Annotated in this window: 21 protein-coding genes; 14 read left to right on the forward strand and 7 right to left on the reverse strand. The window is 31.2% G+C overall.

Going from position 1 to position 17,213, the window contains the following annotated elements:
• Positions 1–221: 221 nt before the first annotated feature.
• The 13 genes from BM238_RS12240 to BM238_RS12305 all read left to right on the forward strand — a co-directional run bounded on the left by BM238_RS12240 (position 222) and on the right by BM238_RS12305 (position 10,254).
• Complete coding sequence (locus BM238_RS12240; protein WP_143093390.1) at positions 222–956, forward strand: sporulation delaying protein family toxin; 735 nt, start codon at positions 222–224, stop codon at positions 954–956.
• Positions 943–1,464: an SdpA family antimicrobial peptide system protein gene (locus BM238_RS12245; RefSeq protein ID WP_177205470.1), complete on the forward strand. Its 522-nt coding sequence runs from the start codon at positions 943–945 to the stop codon at positions 1,462–1,464. Before BM238_RS12240 ends, BM238_RS12245 begins: the two co-directional genes overlap by 14 nt.
• Entirely contained in the window at positions 1,461–2,321 is an 861-nt protein-coding gene (locus BM238_RS12250; protein ID WP_090081596.1) for a sporulation-delaying protein SdpB family protein, read from the forward strand. The genes BM238_RS12245 and BM238_RS12250 overlap by 4 nt, the downstream gene beginning before the upstream one ends.
• The gene (locus BM238_RS12255; protein ID WP_090081599.1) at positions 2,294–2,623 is read left to right on the forward strand and encodes an SdpI family protein; all 330 of its coding nucleotides are present in this window, start codon (positions 2,294–2,296) and stop codon (positions 2,621–2,623) included. Before BM238_RS12250 ends, BM238_RS12255 begins: the two co-directional genes overlap by 28 nt.
• 352 nt (positions 2,624–2,975) lie before the next feature.
• A complete protein-coding gene (locus BM238_RS12260) occupies positions 2,976–3,227 on the forward strand; it encodes a hypothetical protein (protein WP_090081603.1) in 252 nt (83 codons plus the stop codon).
• Between the two features lie 74 nt (positions 3,228–3,301).
• Positions 3,302–4,057, forward strand: a complete 756-nt coding sequence (locus BM238_RS12265) for a GLPGLI family protein (RefSeq protein ID WP_090081608.1) — start codon at positions 3,302–3,304, stop codon at positions 4,055–4,057.
• Complete coding sequence (locus BM238_RS12270; protein WP_090081613.1) at positions 4,041–4,883, forward strand: GLPGLI family protein; 843 nt, start codon at positions 4,041–4,043, stop codon at positions 4,881–4,883. The genes BM238_RS12265 and BM238_RS12270 overlap by 17 nt, the downstream gene beginning before the upstream one ends.
• A gap of 109 nt (positions 4,884–4,992) precedes the next feature.
• A complete protein-coding gene (locus tag BM238_RS12275; protein ID WP_090081617.1) occupies positions 4,993–5,472 on the forward strand; it encodes a hypothetical protein in 480 nt (159 codons plus the stop codon).
• Between the two features lie 268 nt (positions 5,473–5,740).
• Entirely contained in the window at positions 5,741–6,871 is a 1,131-nt protein-coding gene (gene hppD, locus BM238_RS12285; RefSeq protein ID WP_090081626.1) for a 4-hydroxyphenylpyruvate dioxygenase, read from the forward strand.
• Between the two features lie 46 nt (positions 6,872–6,917).
• Positions 6,918–7,382 carry a hypothetical protein gene (locus BM238_RS12290; RefSeq protein WP_090081631.1) on the forward strand — a complete coding sequence of 155 codons (465 nt, stop codon included), beginning with the start codon at positions 6,918–6,920 and terminating at the stop codon, positions 7,380–7,382.
• A gap of 152 nt (positions 7,383–7,534) precedes the next feature.
• Positions 7,535–8,782, forward strand: coding sequence for a fumarylacetoacetase (gene fahA, locus BM238_RS12295; RefSeq protein WP_090081635.1), 1,248 nt, complete (start codon positions 7,535–7,537; stop codon positions 8,780–8,782).
• 101 nt (positions 8,783–8,883) lie between these two features.
• Positions 8,884–9,300 (forward strand): GxxExxY protein, encoded by a 417-nt coding sequence (locus BM238_RS12300; protein ID WP_090081640.1) that lies wholly within the window; start codon positions 8,884–8,886, stop codon positions 9,298–9,300.
• 132 nt (positions 9,301–9,432) lie between these two features.
• Positions 9,433–10,254, forward strand: a complete 822-nt coding sequence (locus BM238_RS12305; RefSeq protein ID WP_090081644.1) for a flavin reductase family protein — start codon at positions 9,433–9,435, stop codon at positions 10,252–10,254.
• A 3-nt stretch (positions 10,255–10,257) separates the two neighbouring features.
• Here BM238_RS12305 and BM238_RS12310 read toward each other — a convergent pair whose 3' ends face one another.
• Both BM238_RS12310 and BM238_RS12315 read right to left on the reverse strand, forming a co-directional pair.
• On the reverse strand, positions 10,258–11,097 hold the full coding sequence (locus BM238_RS12310) for an alpha/beta hydrolase family protein (protein WP_090081647.1): 840 nt from the start codon (positions 11,095–11,097) through the stop codon (positions 10,258–10,260).
• Between the two features lie 86 nt (positions 11,098–11,183).
• On the reverse strand, positions 11,184–13,262 hold the full coding sequence (locus BM238_RS12315) for a M13 family metallopeptidase (protein WP_090081650.1): 2,079 nt from the start codon (positions 13,260–13,262) through the stop codon (positions 11,184–11,186).
• A 76-nt stretch (positions 13,263–13,338) separates the two neighbouring features.
• On the opposite strand from BM238_RS12315, the gene BM238_RS12320 reads away from it, so the two are divergent.
• The gene (locus BM238_RS12320) at positions 13,339–13,992 is read left to right on the forward strand and encodes an NAD(P)H-binding protein (protein WP_090081655.1); all 654 of its coding nucleotides are present in this window, start codon (positions 13,339–13,341) and stop codon (positions 13,990–13,992) included.
• Between the two features lie 44 nt (positions 13,993–14,036).
• On the opposite strand, the gene BM238_RS12325 is transcribed toward BM238_RS12320, so the two are convergent.
• From BM238_RS12325 to BM238_RS12345, 5 genes are all read right to left on the reverse strand, one after another.
• Positions 14,037–14,558, reverse strand: coding sequence for a glutathione peroxidase (locus BM238_RS12325; RefSeq protein WP_394333979.1), 522 nt, complete (start codon positions 14,556–14,558; stop codon positions 14,037–14,039).
• Between the two features lie 96 nt (positions 14,559–14,654).
• A complete protein-coding gene (locus BM238_RS12330) occupies positions 14,655–15,320 on the reverse strand; it encodes a histidine kinase (protein ID WP_090081663.1) in 666 nt (221 codons plus the stop codon).
• A 95-nt stretch (positions 15,321–15,415) separates the two neighbouring features.
• The gene (kdsB, locus tag BM238_RS12335; RefSeq protein WP_090081668.1) at positions 15,416–16,150 is read right to left on the reverse strand and encodes a 3-deoxy-manno-octulosonate cytidylyltransferase; all 735 of its coding nucleotides are present in this window, start codon (positions 16,148–16,150) and stop codon (positions 15,416–15,418) included.
• Positions 16,151–16,213: 63 nt separating this feature from the next.
• Positions 16,214–16,678, reverse strand: a complete 465-nt coding sequence (locus BM238_RS12340; protein WP_090081671.1) for an RES family NAD+ phosphorylase — start codon at positions 16,676–16,678, stop codon at positions 16,214–16,216.
• A 9-nt stretch (positions 16,679–16,687) separates the two neighbouring features.
• Complete coding sequence (locus tag BM238_RS12345) at positions 16,688–17,155, reverse strand: DUF2384 domain-containing protein (RefSeq protein WP_090081675.1); 468 nt, start codon at positions 17,153–17,155, stop codon at positions 16,688–16,690.
• Positions 17,156–17,213 lie beyond the last annotated feature (58 nt).

Raw genomic sequence — 17,213 nt, forward strand, 5'->3', positions numbered from 1 at the left:
AAATCGCAAGTTTGACGATTTTAGATGTTCCGAACATTATTTTTAATAGAGAAAGTCCGCGTTAAGGCCGCACCATCGCCAATACGCAAAACGTTGCAAGAAACCATATAACAAACAACGGTTAAAAAAGAGGCTAACCTTCTCAGAAAATGCGAATATTAATAAACCTGCTAATTAATGTTTGTATCAAAGCAGAAAAATTAATTTATAAAATTTAAAACATGAAAAAAATTAGAAGAATTTCACAAAACCCTTATTTCATTGTACTAATACTGTTCAATTTCCTATTTGTAAGTTGCAATAGGTCGAATGACGTGGATAATTTTGAAAAACCAGAGGAAGTTTCTGGAAAAGTACTTTTTAATGAAATTGTATTTGGTACTTCAAATAAATTAAATCTTGACCATGTAAACGAAATGAATGCCATTACGGGTACTTTGGATAAAAAACAAAAAGATTTATATATTAAGACAATAAATAAAATAGATGATAAAATTTTGGAGCAAAATCCCAAATATTTTGATGAATTTAAAAGTGATTTATATTCCAAAGATCACTATAGAATTTCGGCGTCAATTGAAGACTTAAAAACTGTAATCGAAAAAGCTTTAATGGCAATTCCAGAATTGCGAGATAGCTATGTTCTTGGAATGAAAATAGCAAAAAATGTTGATGTAAAGGTTTTTACAAATGAGGATGGAACTTTAAATCAACAAGCTTTCAAAGATTATATGCAAAAAGAATATGGAGATAAAGAAATTGAAAGTCTGATTGGACCAACATTTATCGGAGTTGCTGTTTATATTGCTTTAGCCGTCTCGGTAGGTGTTGCAGTAAATATTGGTGCATTCGTCTTTTGCTATTATTATGTTAGAAATAATTGTAACAAAATGGATTTAAGTAACAGCAAATTAAAAAATGAAATATTGGTTAATCAAATTTATGAGAAACTTTAAAAAATTATGTTTATCTAATTTACATTTATTAATCACTATTGGTATTGTTTTTATTGTTCTAACTTCATTTAATAATGAAAATGGATTTCATTTTAATGATAAAACAGTTATTATTAAAAACGCAATACCACAAGGGTGGGCATTTTTCACGAGAAATGCTCGTGAGAACGAAATAATGCTTTACAAATTTGATAAAAATAAACTTCGTTGTATCAATACCAGTTCATCTCTAAATTTATATTTAATTTTCGGATTAAAAAGAAATAATAGGAGAGTAAGTTTTGCAATGGGGTCAGTTTTTAGCACGCCTGTAAAATGGAGGAAATTTACTAATAACGAAGAAGTTTTTGCTGATAAAAACTTCAATACATTCCGATTTGGTCATAATTCTGATTCGAAATTAAAGACAGGCAATTACGTCGCTGTAAGTGAAGAACGAATTCCTTGGGCATGGGCATCAAATTTTAAATCACCAAAAAAATATTATTATAAATTTACTATTAAATGAAAGTTTCATTAAATGCATATAACATTTGCAGAACTAGTTTAGCCATAGGAACTTTATTAACACTTATATCTAATTCAAATTACACGTTGTTTGGTAATAATCCGCCCGAAGTTAGTTTTACATATTATAATGCAAGTTTATTTTTTATTTTAGGTAATACCATTCTGGCGAAATTTTTTGCCATTATGGTATTACTATTTGTTATTTCAGGATTCTACCCAAAATTTTCTGGAATTCTACATTGGTATGTAACATATAGTTTTTTGATTTCTTGTGATGTCTTTGACGGAGGTGACCAAATTGCGTCAAATTTAACACTATTACTTTTACCGCTTACAGTACTAGACAAAAGCCAAAATCACTGGAATTCAAATGGAATCACATTCAATAGCAACTATTTTTTAAAGTTAATTCAAAAAATTTTTTACAATTTAATTTTGGTACAGATTTGTGTAATTTACTTACATGCTTTTGTTGGTAAACTAGCGATTGAAGAATGGTCTAATGGCACCGCGGCTTATTATTGGCTAACTCATAAGTATTTTGGTATTGCAGAACCTTTCAGAAATTTTGCTCAACATTTTTTAGCAAATGAATATATAACTACAATAATTACATGGGGAACAATTTTATTAGAATTTATTTTGGCATCATTTATATTTGTTAGTCAGAATGATAAAAGAAGAATTGTACTTTTTATTGTTGCGACAATATTTCACTTCAACATTCTAATATTTCATGGTTTAGCATCATTTTTCTTTATGATGTTAGCAGCGTCCAGCATTTACTTAATTCCTTTAAACAAAAATTATAATTTAAACTTTACATTATGGCAGAAAATATCCAAAACATTTTAATTTTTGATTTATCAATTTTTAGTGTTATTCTACTATTCTATTTTTATAAACCAAAAGAAATTAATTATATGATAGGTTATAGAACAAAATTGTCTATGAAAAATGAGAAAAATTGGGAATTTGCCCAATCATTTTTTACGAAGAAATGGATAATTACCATACCTATAATTTTAATTACCCAAATACCTGTTATTTTTGGTGTTTATCCAAAATCTATTTTAATTATTTCAGGAGTGCAGTTTACAATATTATCTGTCTATGCGATAATCATTACTGAAAAAGAATTAAAGAAACTAAACTAAATATTCGTAACAAGTCGAAACACTTCGGAATATGGCATCTTGCAACATCGTATTGGCAATAGTGCGGAGGAATCGTTAGTTTAACCACTTTAGATTTTCCGAAGATTAATTTATATTAAGAAAGTTTCCGCGTTAAAGCCGCACCATCGCCAATACGCAAACCGTTGGCAGAAAATTCATAAGAAAAGTTATCAAAAAATCGAAAGTGGAACTTTGATTCACGCTTTTAGATAATACTTGAAACGCTTTGATACCAAAGTACCTATTTGAATTGAAAACCAGCGGTCGGACTAACCGAAACAGCGACCTTAAGAAACCTGAAAGTAGGTATATTTTAAATAAAAAATTTTATATGAAAAAATTATTTTTTTCTGTAGTTGCGACTACGCTTTTGTCAATGAATCTTTCTGCGGTTGAAAGTAATTCTACAGTTGTGACAAAAGATAATGTTACATTTTCGAAAGGAACTTGTACTATGACTTTTACAGCTTATGGTAGTGATGGCTCAACTTATACTTGGACTGAAACTTATTGGGCATACAGTTACCAAAATTGTCAAGATTTAGGGAAATACAGATTAGACGAACTTAATGAAGGTAATTAAAACTTAATTAAAATCTAATTAAAATCTGTGGTAGTAATTATCTCTACCACATTTTTATATCTAAATTTAATAAAATGAGAAAATCAATTTTTATATTATTTTTAATATCAAATATAATCCTTGCTCAAAATTTACATGTCGAATATTTAAATCAGACGTCGAAATATACAAATTTTAAAGAGGATTTATATATTTCTAATAATAAGGTGCTCAGCATTCGAGATTCAATCGTTAATAATAGTTTTGATGAAAAAAAAGCAATGAATTCAGGAACCAACGAAGCAGCATTCTTTATAAAGGAGAAACTACATAAAATTATCTATTACAAAAACTTTGATAATAAAGTGATCTTTAACAACTATATTAATGGTACTAACTATTACATAGAAGACCTGTTGCCAAAAATAAATTGGAATACGAGCTATAAGGAAACTAAAACAATTGCAGGATATCTTTGCAATAAAGCAACTTTAGAATTTCGCGGTTCAAACATTATTGCATTTTATTCTAAAAAATTGAATTATAATAGCGGTCCATATAAATTTCAAGGACTAAATGGTTTAATTTTAGAAATTCGTGATAATGATAATCCTGAATTTAATTCATGGATAGCTATTTCAGTTGAAGAAAATAATCAAAGCAAAGTAGAAACCCCATCATTGCCAGAGAATGTAAAAACAATAAGCCTGAAAGATTTTTTAGAATTAAAAAATCAGGAAAATGAAAAAAAGTTTAATAAAATGATTGGAGGTGCACCTTCTGGAACGGTATTTACCAATAAAAAAATTATTAGAGGAGGAATAGAAAAAAATTATGAGTGGGAAAAATAAATTGCTCTTTGTGTTTTTAATTTTATTTTTAAATACAATAGTTGCAGCGCAAGAGTTTAGAGTAATGTATAATTACAGTTTCAAAAAAGATTCAACTAATAATTTTGTTGAAAGTGAAATGATGGTATTAGATACTGAAGATAAAGGTTCGGTCTTTTATAGTTATCCTAAATATAAATATGATTCTATTTCCATAGCAAAACATAAAAAAAATGAAAATGTTGTGGAGGCAGACAATTCTAAAATTCAATTTTTTGTAGAAAAAAAATATCCAAATTTCGAATTGGTATTTCATACAACTTTAGGTTCAACAAATTATGCAGTAAACGACAGCACAAAAATTAAATGGAAATTAGAACCAGAAAGAAAAATATTAAAAGGTTTTCCAGTTCAAAAAGCAATTGCAAATTTTGGAAATAGAGACTGGGTTGCTTGGTATTCAAAAGAAATTCCAATTAATGATGGACCATTTAAATTTTTTGGATTACCTGGATTAATTTTAGAAATTGAAGATTCAAAATCTAATCATAAATTTGAATTTTTAGGTATTGAAAAAAATTCATATGGGTATAACAATTTCTTCAAAATAAATAAGTTAAATGAAAAAGAATTAAGTAGTGAAGACTTTAATAAACAGTGGAAAATTTATAAGAAAGACCCTGCCAAAGACACAAAATTTTCACTTTTGAATTCTAAACTTGGATATAGTATTAATTATGATGGAAAAGATTACTCAATTTCTGATATGATTCGGATTGAGGAAGAAAGGCAAAAAGAAAAAATAAAACGTGATAACAATTTTATCGAACTTTCGCTATACAAATAAAGAATCTTCTGCCAACATGGTATTTGCAAAAGAAGCCCCAAATTTACTCTGTGAATAGGGGCTTTCTTCGCAAATACCCAACCGTTATGCGACATTTTAAATAAATACTATGAAAATTAAAATCTTTTACTCAATTTTAGTATTTCTCACCTTTTCGCCTTTATTATTCAGTCAGAAAAATATTGCTAAAAATTATAAAACAGAAAAATTTAATATTGCGATATTTCCTAAATCGTATGGAAAATTTTTGCCGAAAAATCGTTTTACACCTTCTAAAATAGAAATTGATAAAGCAGAATTAAAATTACTAACAGAACTTAAAGTAATAAATAAAAATCACATAAATCAATCGTCAGGTCCCGTAATTGAGGAAAATCTAATTAAATATAAGCGACAGTATTTTGGATGTATTGATAAAGACGGAAAAAAGTATCTTTTAATCAATTCTTTTTTGAGTGACAATGAAAAACCAAAGATGTGGTTAAATACATTTTATTTGGTTAACGATGGTGGAAGTTATTATTGGCAAATAAAATATTACATTAACGATGATGAACTAAAAGATTTACATGTAAATGGTTTTGGTTAAAAAAACGAACGCACAACAGCGGTTTTGCAATAGTGCGGAATTTTCGCAAAGTTTAAAGATTTCAGATTTTCCGAAGTTTCGTTTATAATAGAAAAGTTTTGCATTTTTAGCCGCAACATCGCCAAACGCCAAAACGCTAAAATAGATTTTAGCATATAAATATCTTCTACCGAAATAAAAAAGCACATTTAAAAATCAAGAAAGCCTCAAAATCAGACCTTTCAATTCTTTATAAATTTTGTAAATTTCACTCATAAAATTAAACAAGATGTCCACACTTACTTTCGCCGAAAAAATAGCACAAGCCGAGAATTTCTTGCCGATCAACGGTACAGATTATTTAGAATTTTACGTCGGTAATGCGAAACAGGCGGCGCATTATTATAAAACGGCTTTTGGTTTTCAAAGTCTAGCTTACTCAGGTCCTGAAACCGGAAATCGCGAAAGTGTTTCATACGTTTTAAAACAAGGGAAAATAAAACTGGTTTTAACTTCAGGTTTAAATTCCAGTTCGCCAATTGTAGAACATCAAAAAATTCACGGTGACGGCGTTAAAATTTTGGCACTCTGGGTAGATGATGCTTACAGCGCGTATGAAGAAACCACAAAACGTGGCGCAAAAATGTACATGGAACCAACCACTATTTCAGACGAAAACGGAGAAGTAAGAATGTCGGGAATATACACTTACGGCGAAACTGTCCACATGTTCATCGAAAGAAAAAACTATTCTGGTGAATTTATGCCAGGTTTTGTAAAATGGGAAAGCGACTACAATCCTACTGATGTCGGACTTTTATACGTAGATCATTGTGTAGGAAATGTAGGTTGGAACAGAATGATTCCTGTGGTAAAATGGTATGAAGAAGTAATGGGATTTGTTAATATTTTATCCTTTGACGACAAACAGATCAATACAGAATATTCTGCTTTAATGTCAAAAGTAATGAGCAACGGGAACGGTTTTTCTAAATTCCCGATCAATGAACCAGCGGAAGGAAAGAAAAAATCCCAAATTGAAGAATATCTGGATTTTTATGAAGGCGAAGGCGTTCAACATATTGCTGTTGCAACAAAAGATATTATAAAAACTGTAACTGATTTAAAATCCAGAGGCGTAGAATTTCTTGGCGCACCGCCGGAAGCTTACTACAATATGATCCCGGAAAGAGTTGGCGTTATTGATGAAGATGTCAAAAAATTACAAGAACTGGGAATTTTAATTGACCACGATGAAGAAGGTTATTTGCTTCAAATTTTTACAAAACCTGTAGAAGATCGCCCTACTCTTTTCTATGAAATCATCGAAAGACACGGCGCACAAAGTTTTGGCGCGGGTAACTTTAAAGCTCTATTTGAAGCGTTAGAAAAAGAACAGGAAAAAAGAGGTAATTTATAATCAAATTTTTTGTTGGATATTTGCCGCTTAATTTTAAATAAAATTCATGAAAAAAATATTGGTAACGGGTGTTCTCTTAATGGCCACTTTTAACCTGCAAGCACAAAATTTTGGCTCAATTTCCAAGATTTTAGATAAACTGGAAGCAAACACTAAAACCCAGAAAGAATACGATAACTACAACATTGAAGGTAAAAAATTCTTTGTTCTAGTAAATGCAGATGATCATTCTGAACGTCACATCATCGAATTTTTACCTGAAAATAAAGTTCAGATCATCGAGTTAATTGATGATAAAAAAACCGGCGATCAATTTTCTAATATTTTTAATGGTGACATTGTCAGAAACCACAACAGTATTTCTGTTCGCGCTGATATTTTGGAAGGCGAAAAAATCGCAATGCCAAAAGTTTATAATTTACTTTTAAATTTTTACAAAGGTTACTGGTATTTGATAGATATCAACACTAGAGAAAAATGGCTTGAAACCCACTATTTAGATAAAAAATAACACAGACTTTGCTTCTTCAACGGAGCAAAGTTTTTTATTTTCATAAATATTTCCTTTTTTTTTATGCTATCTCGCTATCTTCATTTGCTTGTTTGCAAGTTTTTTAATAGCGATTTCGTATCTTTTACACATTAATTTTAACATTAAATTTTATGACTTCTTTTATTCAATACGACTCAAAATCAGATTTTTCAATTCATAATATTCCTTTTGGTGTAGCAGTTTTTAACAATGAATATATTGCCTGCTGTACGCGGATCGGCGATATGGTGGTAGATCTTGCCACGCTTTATGACTTTGGATTTTTAGATAATATTGAAGGTTTAGACGACAATCTTTTTGAAGCTTACACTTTAAATCTGTTTATAGAACTGGGAAAACCTGTCACAAATGCAGTTCGTTTAAGATTGCAGGAATTATTTTCTGAAAATTCTTCTTTGTCTAAAGATGAAAAAAGTATAGCCGACTGTTTTTTTGATCTTGATCAGGTGCAGATGATGATGCCTGTTCACGTTCCAAATTATACCGATTTTTATTCTAGTATTGAACATGCAACAAATGTTGGCGCCATGTTTCGTGATCCTGAAAATGCATTGTTGCCAAACTGGAAACATATTCCCGTGGGATATCACGGCAGAGCATCCTCAATTGTAATTTCAGGCGTGGAAATTTTTCGCCCAAAAGGACAAACGAAACCAGTTGGCGCAGATTCACCAATTTTCGGTCCATCACAACAACTGGATTTTGAACTTGAAATGGGTTTTATCGTTAATGAAAATACAGAAATGGGCGATTCAATTTCAGTAGAAAAAGCTGAAGATTCCATTTTTGGGATGGTTTTATTTAACGACTGGTCTGCAAGAGATATTCAATCCTGGGAATACGTGCCGCTCGGGCCATTTTTAGGGAAAAATTTCGGCTCATCGGTTTCTCCGTGGATCGTGACTTTGGAAGCGCTTGAACCATTCAGAACATCTTCACCAAAGCAGGAACCTGAAGTTTTAGATTATTTAAAATTTAATGGTGACAAAAACTTTGATATTAATTTAGAAGTTTATTTAAAACCTGAAAACGGCGATGAAAATTTAATTTCAGAAAGTAACTTCAAATATATGTACTGGAATATGGCGCAGCAACTTGCGCATCACACGGTAAATGGCTGTAATGTTGAGGTTGGAGATCTTTACGCGTCAGGCACAATTTCCGGGAAAGACAAATCTTCTTATGGTTCTATGTTGGAATTAACGTGGCGAGGAACGAATCCTTTAACTTTAAATGACGGCTCAGAAAGAAAATTCATCAATGATAATGACACAATTACCATGAAAGGGTGGGCAGAAAAAGATGGAATTCGTGTTGGTTTTGGGGAAGTTTCGGGGAAGATTTTGCCTGCGAAATAATTTATTAAAACACATAAGTTTTTTTTACTTATCCTTATTTTAGTTAACATTAGAACACATTAGTTTAGAAAATAGAAAATTCTTTTAACTAAAAAAAATTTATGGAAATTACACAGAAATTTATAAATGAATTAACATACAAAATTACGGGAGCATGTATCGAAGTTCATAAAATTGCTGGCGCTGGTTTATTTGAAAATTTTTATCACGAGTGTTTGAAAAAGGAGTTTGAAATAATTAGCATAAAATATAAATCTGAACTGTCAATTCCGTTTGATTATAAAGGAAAAATGATTGATTGCAAAGTAAAATGCGATTTCCTTATTGAAGATTTAATCGTTCTGGAAATAAAATCTGTAGCGGATATAAATAATGTTCACCGCGCTCAGACCATGAATTACATGAATTTATTAAAAGTTCCAAAATCAATTTTGGTGAATTTTAATGTTAACAATATCTATCACGAAGGTCATGAAACCTTCGTCAGCAAATATTTTAGTAATTTAAATAAAACATAAAACTTTTATATTGCTTCCAAACTAAAATCAAAGTTTTAAATACTAATAATCAAATTTGTTTATAAAACTTATGTGCTTTTATGTTCACTAAAATCGAAGCTGTCACTAATAAACTAATGTGTAAAATAAACTATGAAATCAATCAACTTAAAAGACCTTAATAATCTCGAATTACAAACTTTATTGCAGACAGCGATCGCTCCTCGACCAATTGCGCTGGCTTCTACCGTTGATAAAAATGGAAATGTGAATTTGTCACCTTTCAGTTTTTTTAATATTTTTTCGTCAAATCCGCCGGTTGTTATTTTTTCGCCAGCCAGAAGAGTTCGCGATAATACGACAAAACATACATTAGAAAATCTTTTGGAAGTACCGGAAGTTGTGATTGGAAATGTAAATTTTGATATGGTGCAGCAGGTTTCTCTCTCTTCCACAGAATATGACGATGGTGTCAATGAATTTGTAAAAACAGGTTTAACCATGAAACCCGCCGATTTGGTTAAACCGCCATTAATTGTTGAAAGTCCGGTGAATATGGAGTGTAAAGTTTTAGAAATAAAAGCTTTAGGTAAAGAAGGTGGCGCAGGGAATTTGATCATTTGTGAAGTTTTAAAGGTTCACGTTCGGGAAGAATTTTTAGATGAAAATGAAAAATTAGACCAAAAGAAACTGAATCTCGTATCAAGATTGGGCGGAAACTGGTATGGAAAAACTTCCGCAGAAACCTTATTTGAAGTGCCAAAACCTTTGGTTAAAAAAGGAATTGGTTATGATCAATTGCCTGATGAAATTAAGAAATCATCTGTTTTTACCGGAAATGATCTTGGAATGTTGGCTAATGTTGAAGAACTTCCAAGCGGAAATTTTTCATCTGATTTAGAAATACATAAAAAAGCACAGAATTTACTTTTAGAAAGTAAAATTTCTGAAGCCTGGACGATTTTAAGACAATAAAATTTAAGCAATATTTTTAAGGAAATCAATCGTGGCATTTACCACAAAATTCATTGCGACCGGAAGTTTAAAATCCGTCCAGGGTTGTTTGGTATTAAAGGTGTGACCGGTATTTTCCACTAAAATTATTTTGGAATTTTTAATCCAGTTATTTAAATTCTTTGCATTTGAAGTTTTTACACTTTCGTCATTTTTCCCGTGAATAATTAAAGTTGGAATATTTAAAGATTTTGCGGCTTTTTCAACATCCAGCTTTTCTTTATTTTCCAGATAATTATTTAGAAACTGAATTTTGTGAGGCATTTGCTGCTTCGTTCTGCTGTTAAACGTATTATAAATCCCGGTATTTTGCCAATTTTCCAATTGTTCACCGGTTACAAAACGGTTCATGGAATCTACACTTCCCAAAGTAATTAAAGAAGAAATTCTTGAATCTTCCGCCGCTTTTAAAACGCAAATTCCGCCACCACGAGAATGACCGAGTAAAGTTATTTTAGAAGAATCAACATTTTCGAACTTTGAAAAATGATCAATCACGACATTAAGATCATCTAATTCCTGCGTGTAATTATTTTCAGAAAATGCTTCAATATCGCTAAATTCTGAGGTATTTTCTAGGCCAATTCCATTCATAGGAAAATTAAAACTAACAAATAAAAAACCTGATTTCGCGAATTTTTCTGCCATTAAATTCCACGCGCCCCAATCTTTAAAACCTTTATAACCATGCGCAAAAATCACCAATGGTAATTTTTCCGACGTTTCCGGCGTGTAATTGTCCACTAAAAACTTTCTGCCTGTTTTGTTTTCTAAAACTATATTTTGTTCTGTTCTGAATTTCATCTTTAGATTTTAATAAGCATTAAAGTTAAGAAATAAAAAAGCCTTTCAGAGAATATTCTGAAAGGCCTTAAAATTAAATATTAAGATTACCAGATTCTGATTCTGTCTGCTGGCGCTTTATAAAGTTTGTCACCAGGTTTCAGATCAAACGCTTTTTGGAAAGCATCTAAGTTGATGATCGGACCAAATGCACGGTAATATCCCGGCGAGTGCGGATCTGTTTTCACCTGATTACTGGTCGCTTTATCCGTAGATTTTGTTCTCCAAACGGTTGCCCAACTCATAAAAAATCTTTGATCCTGAGTTAATCCAGAGATTTTTCCCGGATTTCCGTGGTCTTTTAAATACATTTGAAGTGCATCGTAGGCTACGGAAGAACCTCCTAAATCGCCAATATTTTCACCCATTGTAAATTTACCGTTCACGAAAGTGCCTTTTACGGGTTCATAAGCGCTGTATTGCTCGCCCAATTTTGTAGTTGCTGCGTCAAAGTTTTTTCTGTCAGCGTCTGTCCACCAGTTATTTAAATTTCCATCTCCGTCAAATTTAGAACCACTGTCATCAAAACCATGAGAAATTTCGTGGCCTATTACGGCACCAATTCCACCAAAATTTACTGCAGGATCTGCTTTAAAATTAAAAAACGGTGGCTGTAAAATTGCAGCCGGAAAAACGATCTCATTATTTGAAGAACTATAATAAGCATTCACCGTTTGAGGCGTCATTCCCCACTCAGTTTTATCAACTGGTTTACCGATTTTTTCCAGTTTTTTCTGGTAATTCCAATCTGATACATTTTGTAAATTGGAATATAGTGTTCCACCTTCTGATGGTGACTTTAAAGCTAATTTAGAATAATCTTTCCACTTATCCGGATAAGCCACTTTCACGGTAAATTTTGATAATTTTTCCTGTGCTTTTTCCTTTGTTACAGGCGACATCCATTGCAAATTGGCAATATGTTCTTTAAATCCTTTTTTTATGTAGCTTATCATAGTTAACATTTGCTCTTTCGCCTCAGCTGGAAAATACTTATCAACATATAATTTACCAAAAGCTTCGCCTAAAACGCCATTTACCAAGCCCAAGCCACGTTTATCTATTGGTCTTTGCACTTCCTGTCCCTGTAAATATTTAGAATAAAAATCAAATTTCATCTGATCTAATTTTTGGGACAAACTGCCGGCGTTTCCTGAAAGCATATTATATTTCATATACTCTTTGATTAACGGCAAATTGCTTTCCGTCATAAAAGAATCCATATTTTTATAATAATTTAGCTCACCGATAATTACTTTGTCAGTATTTACACCTACGCTTGTAAGATATGTTGGCAAATCAACATTTTTCACCAAACCTTTAAGCTGAGCCATCGTCTCTGGATTATATCTCAAAGTAGCATCTCTACCCTGCTCTAAAGTCAATAAGTAGGAAGCCAGTTTATTTTCAAATGAAACAATTCTTTCTGAACCTGCACTAGCATCTTTTTCACCTAAAACGTTTAGCATAGAAGCAACATATTTCTGATATTCTGCTAAAACTTTTGTGTTTGCTTCATTTTTTTTCTGATAGTAATCTTTACCTAAACCCAAACTTGGTCCGCCTAAGTAAATAGCATTCATATTAGAATTTTTCAAATCTGATGAAACGCCCCAATTATAAAATGGATTATCCCCGGTTTTTGTTGCTTCGATAAGATATTTTTGAAGATCTCCAATAGAATTTAAAGCATCAATTTTAGCTAAATCAGATTTAATAGGATTTATGCCCTGCTCATCTCTCGTTTTCAAATCAGAAAATGATGCATATAGAGCCTGAATTTTTTGTCCTTCAGAACCTGCCGTATATTTTTCGCTTAAAATTTTATTTAAAATTTCCAAGGAAGAATTGTCCGTTTGCTCACGCAATTCATTAAAAGAACCCCAACTTGGTTTATCTGATGGAATAACAGCAGTTTTCATCCATCCACCATTAACATAATTATAAAAATCATCCTGTGGTCTTACCGAAGAATCGCCGTAAGTTAAATTTAAACCAACATCTTTTACATTGGCTGATTTTGTCGTCATTAGTTTAGCATCCTTCATTGGCTTTTTTTGCGCATTTGAAAGATTAAAAAATAGAACCGCGGAAAGTGAAAATACACTTATCGTAAATTTTTTCATTTAAAAAGTAAATTATAATATTAGTATTTGATATATAGTAAAGATAATTAAAAAATTTATATTTGAAGAAAACTTTATGAAAGCATTAGTATTGGGCGCGACAGGCGCGACAGGTAAAGATTTAACAAAATTGTTACTGGAAGATCAGGATTTTTCTGAAGTTCATCTTTTCGTAAGAAATAACATAAAATCTGAAACTAAAAAATGTAAAATACACGTTGTTGACTTTGATCAACCAAAAAACTGGCAACATCTGGTGACTGGCGATGTCGCTTTTTCATGTATGGGAACGACTTTAAAAGACGCTGGAAGCAAGGAAGCACAGAGAAAAGTTGATTATGATTATCAGTTAAATTTCGCAGAAGCAGCAAAAAATAATGGTGTAGAAGATTTTATCCTGGTTTCAGTTTATGGAGCAGATTCAGGATCGAAGTTATTTTACAATCGGATCAAAGGCGAACTGGAAGACGCAGTTAAAAAATTAAATTTTGAGAAAACTACCTATTTTCAACCGGGAATTCTGGAGCGTAAAAACAGTGAAAGATCGGTCGAAGTTTTAAGCATAAAAGCTTTGAATTTTGTGAATAAATTAGGCTTATTCAAAAGTCAAAAACCATTGCCAACATCAGTTTTAGCAAAAGCAATGGTCAACGCAGCAAAAATAAAATCAAAAGGTTTTTCTGAAATAAAACTTTCCGCTATCTTCAATTTTGCTGAAAAAATTAAATAAAAAAAACCGGCTAAATCGCCGGTTACTATTTTGAAGACAAAATATTATTGAAAATATTTGGTGATTTTTTCACTTGTTGGTTTTGTAGTGCTTATAAAACTGTCAACCAAATGTCCGTTTTCATCAACTAAGAATTTTGTGAAATTCCATAAAATAGTTGTGTTTTTTACGCCGTTTAAATCTTTATTAGTTAAATATTTAAAAATCGGCGCAATATCGTCACCTTTCACTGATACTTTTGACGCCATCGGAAAAGTTACACCATAATTTCTGGTGCAAAATGTACTGATTTCCTTATCACTTCCCGGTTCCTGACCTCCAAAATTATTCGCAGGAAAACCAATAACAACAACTTTATCTTTATATTGCTCAGCAACTTTTTCAAGATCAGCATATTGTGGTGTGAATCCGCACTCCGAAGCTGTATTTACAATTAAAATTTTCTTGCCTTTATAATCAGCAAAATTTATTGTTTTTCCTTCTTCTAAACCTGAAACTTTAAAATCATAGATTGATTCTGGTTTTACAACTGATTCAGATTTCGTCATCGTTTCATCTTTTGCCATTGGTTTATCTTTTTTTTGTCCCGTACAATTCTGTAGAAATGCACCTGCACTTAGCAGTAAAATGAATATTTTTTTCATATTATTTATTTTAAAAATTTATTTAAATTTAAAAGTATTGTCAGGAAACTGCCTGTTGGTTTCAATTTTATTTACCAGCATCACATAATCGCCATCTTTTTTAGGTGATGAAGATTCAATCCTGAAAGGCATTAAAAATGAACCAACTTTTCGATAATCGGAATAACTTAGAGATTCATCTTTTTTAATTTCCTTTAAAAGCATCGAAGTTTTAACATCAAAATAATAAATGGTTTTATTTACATTTTTCGTTAGTTCTACTTTGTAGCAGACATTTTCACCAATTTTTTCTTTACCCTGAAATTCCGCAGTAAAACCTTTATTTTCATAATCAATAAAGTCATTATCAAAACTTTCCGGTTTATAATTTTCATAAACCTGAATTTTATTCGTCGCGTAATTCATCGCATAACCTTTGTCACCGTCAAAACCCTCGATAGCTGTATCTTTCTTTCCCATTGTAATAACAGTTTTGGTCAGATTTGGTCGCTGTTGGTAAATTTTGATCGGATAAATATCATTAATTCCCAATGACACTTTTCCTTGTAAAAGAATGGAATTTAAAAGCTTCCAGTTAGTAATACCGCCCGAAAGTTCTAAGTTTTGATCAATAATTTCTTTTGCAGACTGCGAAAATATTAATGCGCTAAATATAAGACTGAATAAAATGGTTAACTTCTTCATTAAACTACTAAAAACGTTGAAAATAAATTTAAAGGTAAATCGTAATTGTCAAATATAGTTATTAAATAAAATACGAAAGTTGTTAAAAATCAGTTTTAAGATTTTTTTATGAGTAAAGCGCGCGCTTTTTCCAGATCTTCGGGAACATCAATTCCAATACCGACGAAATCGGTTTCTATCATTTTGATTTTCATGCCGTATTCTAAATATCTGATGCATTCTATTTTTTCGGAAATTTCCAAGGGACGCATTTTTAATTCTGTAAATTTTAAAAGCGCATCTTTTCGAAACGCATAGACACCAATATGTTTAAAATATTCTGTCGCTTTTGACATTTCTCTTGGATAAGGAATTACAGACCGGCTAAAATAAAGCGCAAAACCATCTTGATCCGTAATAACTTTCACATTATTAGGATCAGAAATTTCCTTTACGTCAAACATTTTAGTTTTAAGTGAAGCTAAAGAAATCTCATTATTTTTATCAGATTTAAAAACTGAAATTAATTCTTTTAAGGGTTTTTTATTTAAAAAAGGTTCATCTCCCTGAACATTTACAACAATATCACAGTCGATATTTTTTACGGCTTCTGCAATTCGGTCGCTTCCAGTTTCATGTTTTTGGGTAAAGACTGCTTTGCCACCATTTTTTTCAATTTCCTTTAAAATAATCTGGGAATCAGTGGCTACAAAAACCTCATCGAATAATTTTGTCGCAACGACATTTTCGTAAGTGGTAGAAATAACTGTTTTATTACCAAGTATTTCCATTAACTTTCCAGGAAATCTTGTGGCTTCAAATCTTGCAGGAATGACGGCTATTATTTTCATTTGGAATATTTATGCTTTTAAAGATCAATAAAATTGACCAGCGCTTGTTCTAAGAATTTAAATTTATGAGTATTTTTTTAGAATATTTTCCAGTCGTTCATCAGGTTCATAATCTAAAACGTCCACCAATTTTACTTTTTTAAAATCCGGATGAATGGTATTTAAAATATAGTTGAAATTTTCCGGTAAAACAGAAGAGGGAACTTTTAGAATTAGATTTTTTTGAAGGTCATACCAAACATTTCCGATTTCTTGAAGTTCTGAATACGCATCTAATTCCCGCCAACTTTTAGGTAATTTTTTAATATCAACTTCTTCTATTTTTTTACTTAAAACTTCGATGATCATGATTTTATAATCATTGTTAAAACCAGAACCGGCACGGTAAATCATGTTTTTTAAAAGAGCCAATGAAATATTTTCTGAAGTATATAAAACCATTTTTCCATCACTATTCCACCTTCCTGAAAATCCACTTACAGATAGATTTTGAGTAAATTTTTTGTGAGCGATTCGGTATAACAGCATTTAAAAAAATTATACGGGATAACCTTGCGCCATTCTTTCTAAACGAACGCTCAATAAATCTACACCGCCAGAAGTGTTCAAAAAATCAAAAGGAATTTCGTCAGAATTCCAAAATGGTATTTTCAACCATCTATTAAATTCCGTGATATTTCCTAGATATTCTTTACCTTTTTCAAACAGTGAAATTAATTTTAATAAATGCTCACTGTGATGCGCTTCTAAGTTTTTATTAGCGTCTCTATAATTACTAATTGTTCTTGGCGATAAGTTGATCATTGCTGCAACAACCTTTTCCGATAAATTAATAGATTCTGTAAAAGTATAAAACACATTTGTATTGATACCCGATTTTGCTTGTTTTACTAAAGAATAATCATTTTGAAACACAAAATTTCTAAAAGAATTATTTCCATATACAATTCCTGCTTCAGAAACGATGCCTGCTTTGTCAGTATTTTGTTCATTAGAATTCTTCATCTCATTTTATTTACTACAAATGTAGTATTTTTTCCACTGACAAAACGAATTTTTTCCA

This window comes from Halpernia frigidisoli, assembly GCF_900113805.1.
GTDB classification, from domain to species: Bacteria; Bacteroidota; Bacteroidia; order Flavobacteriales; family Weeksellaceae; genus Halpernia; species Halpernia frigidisoli.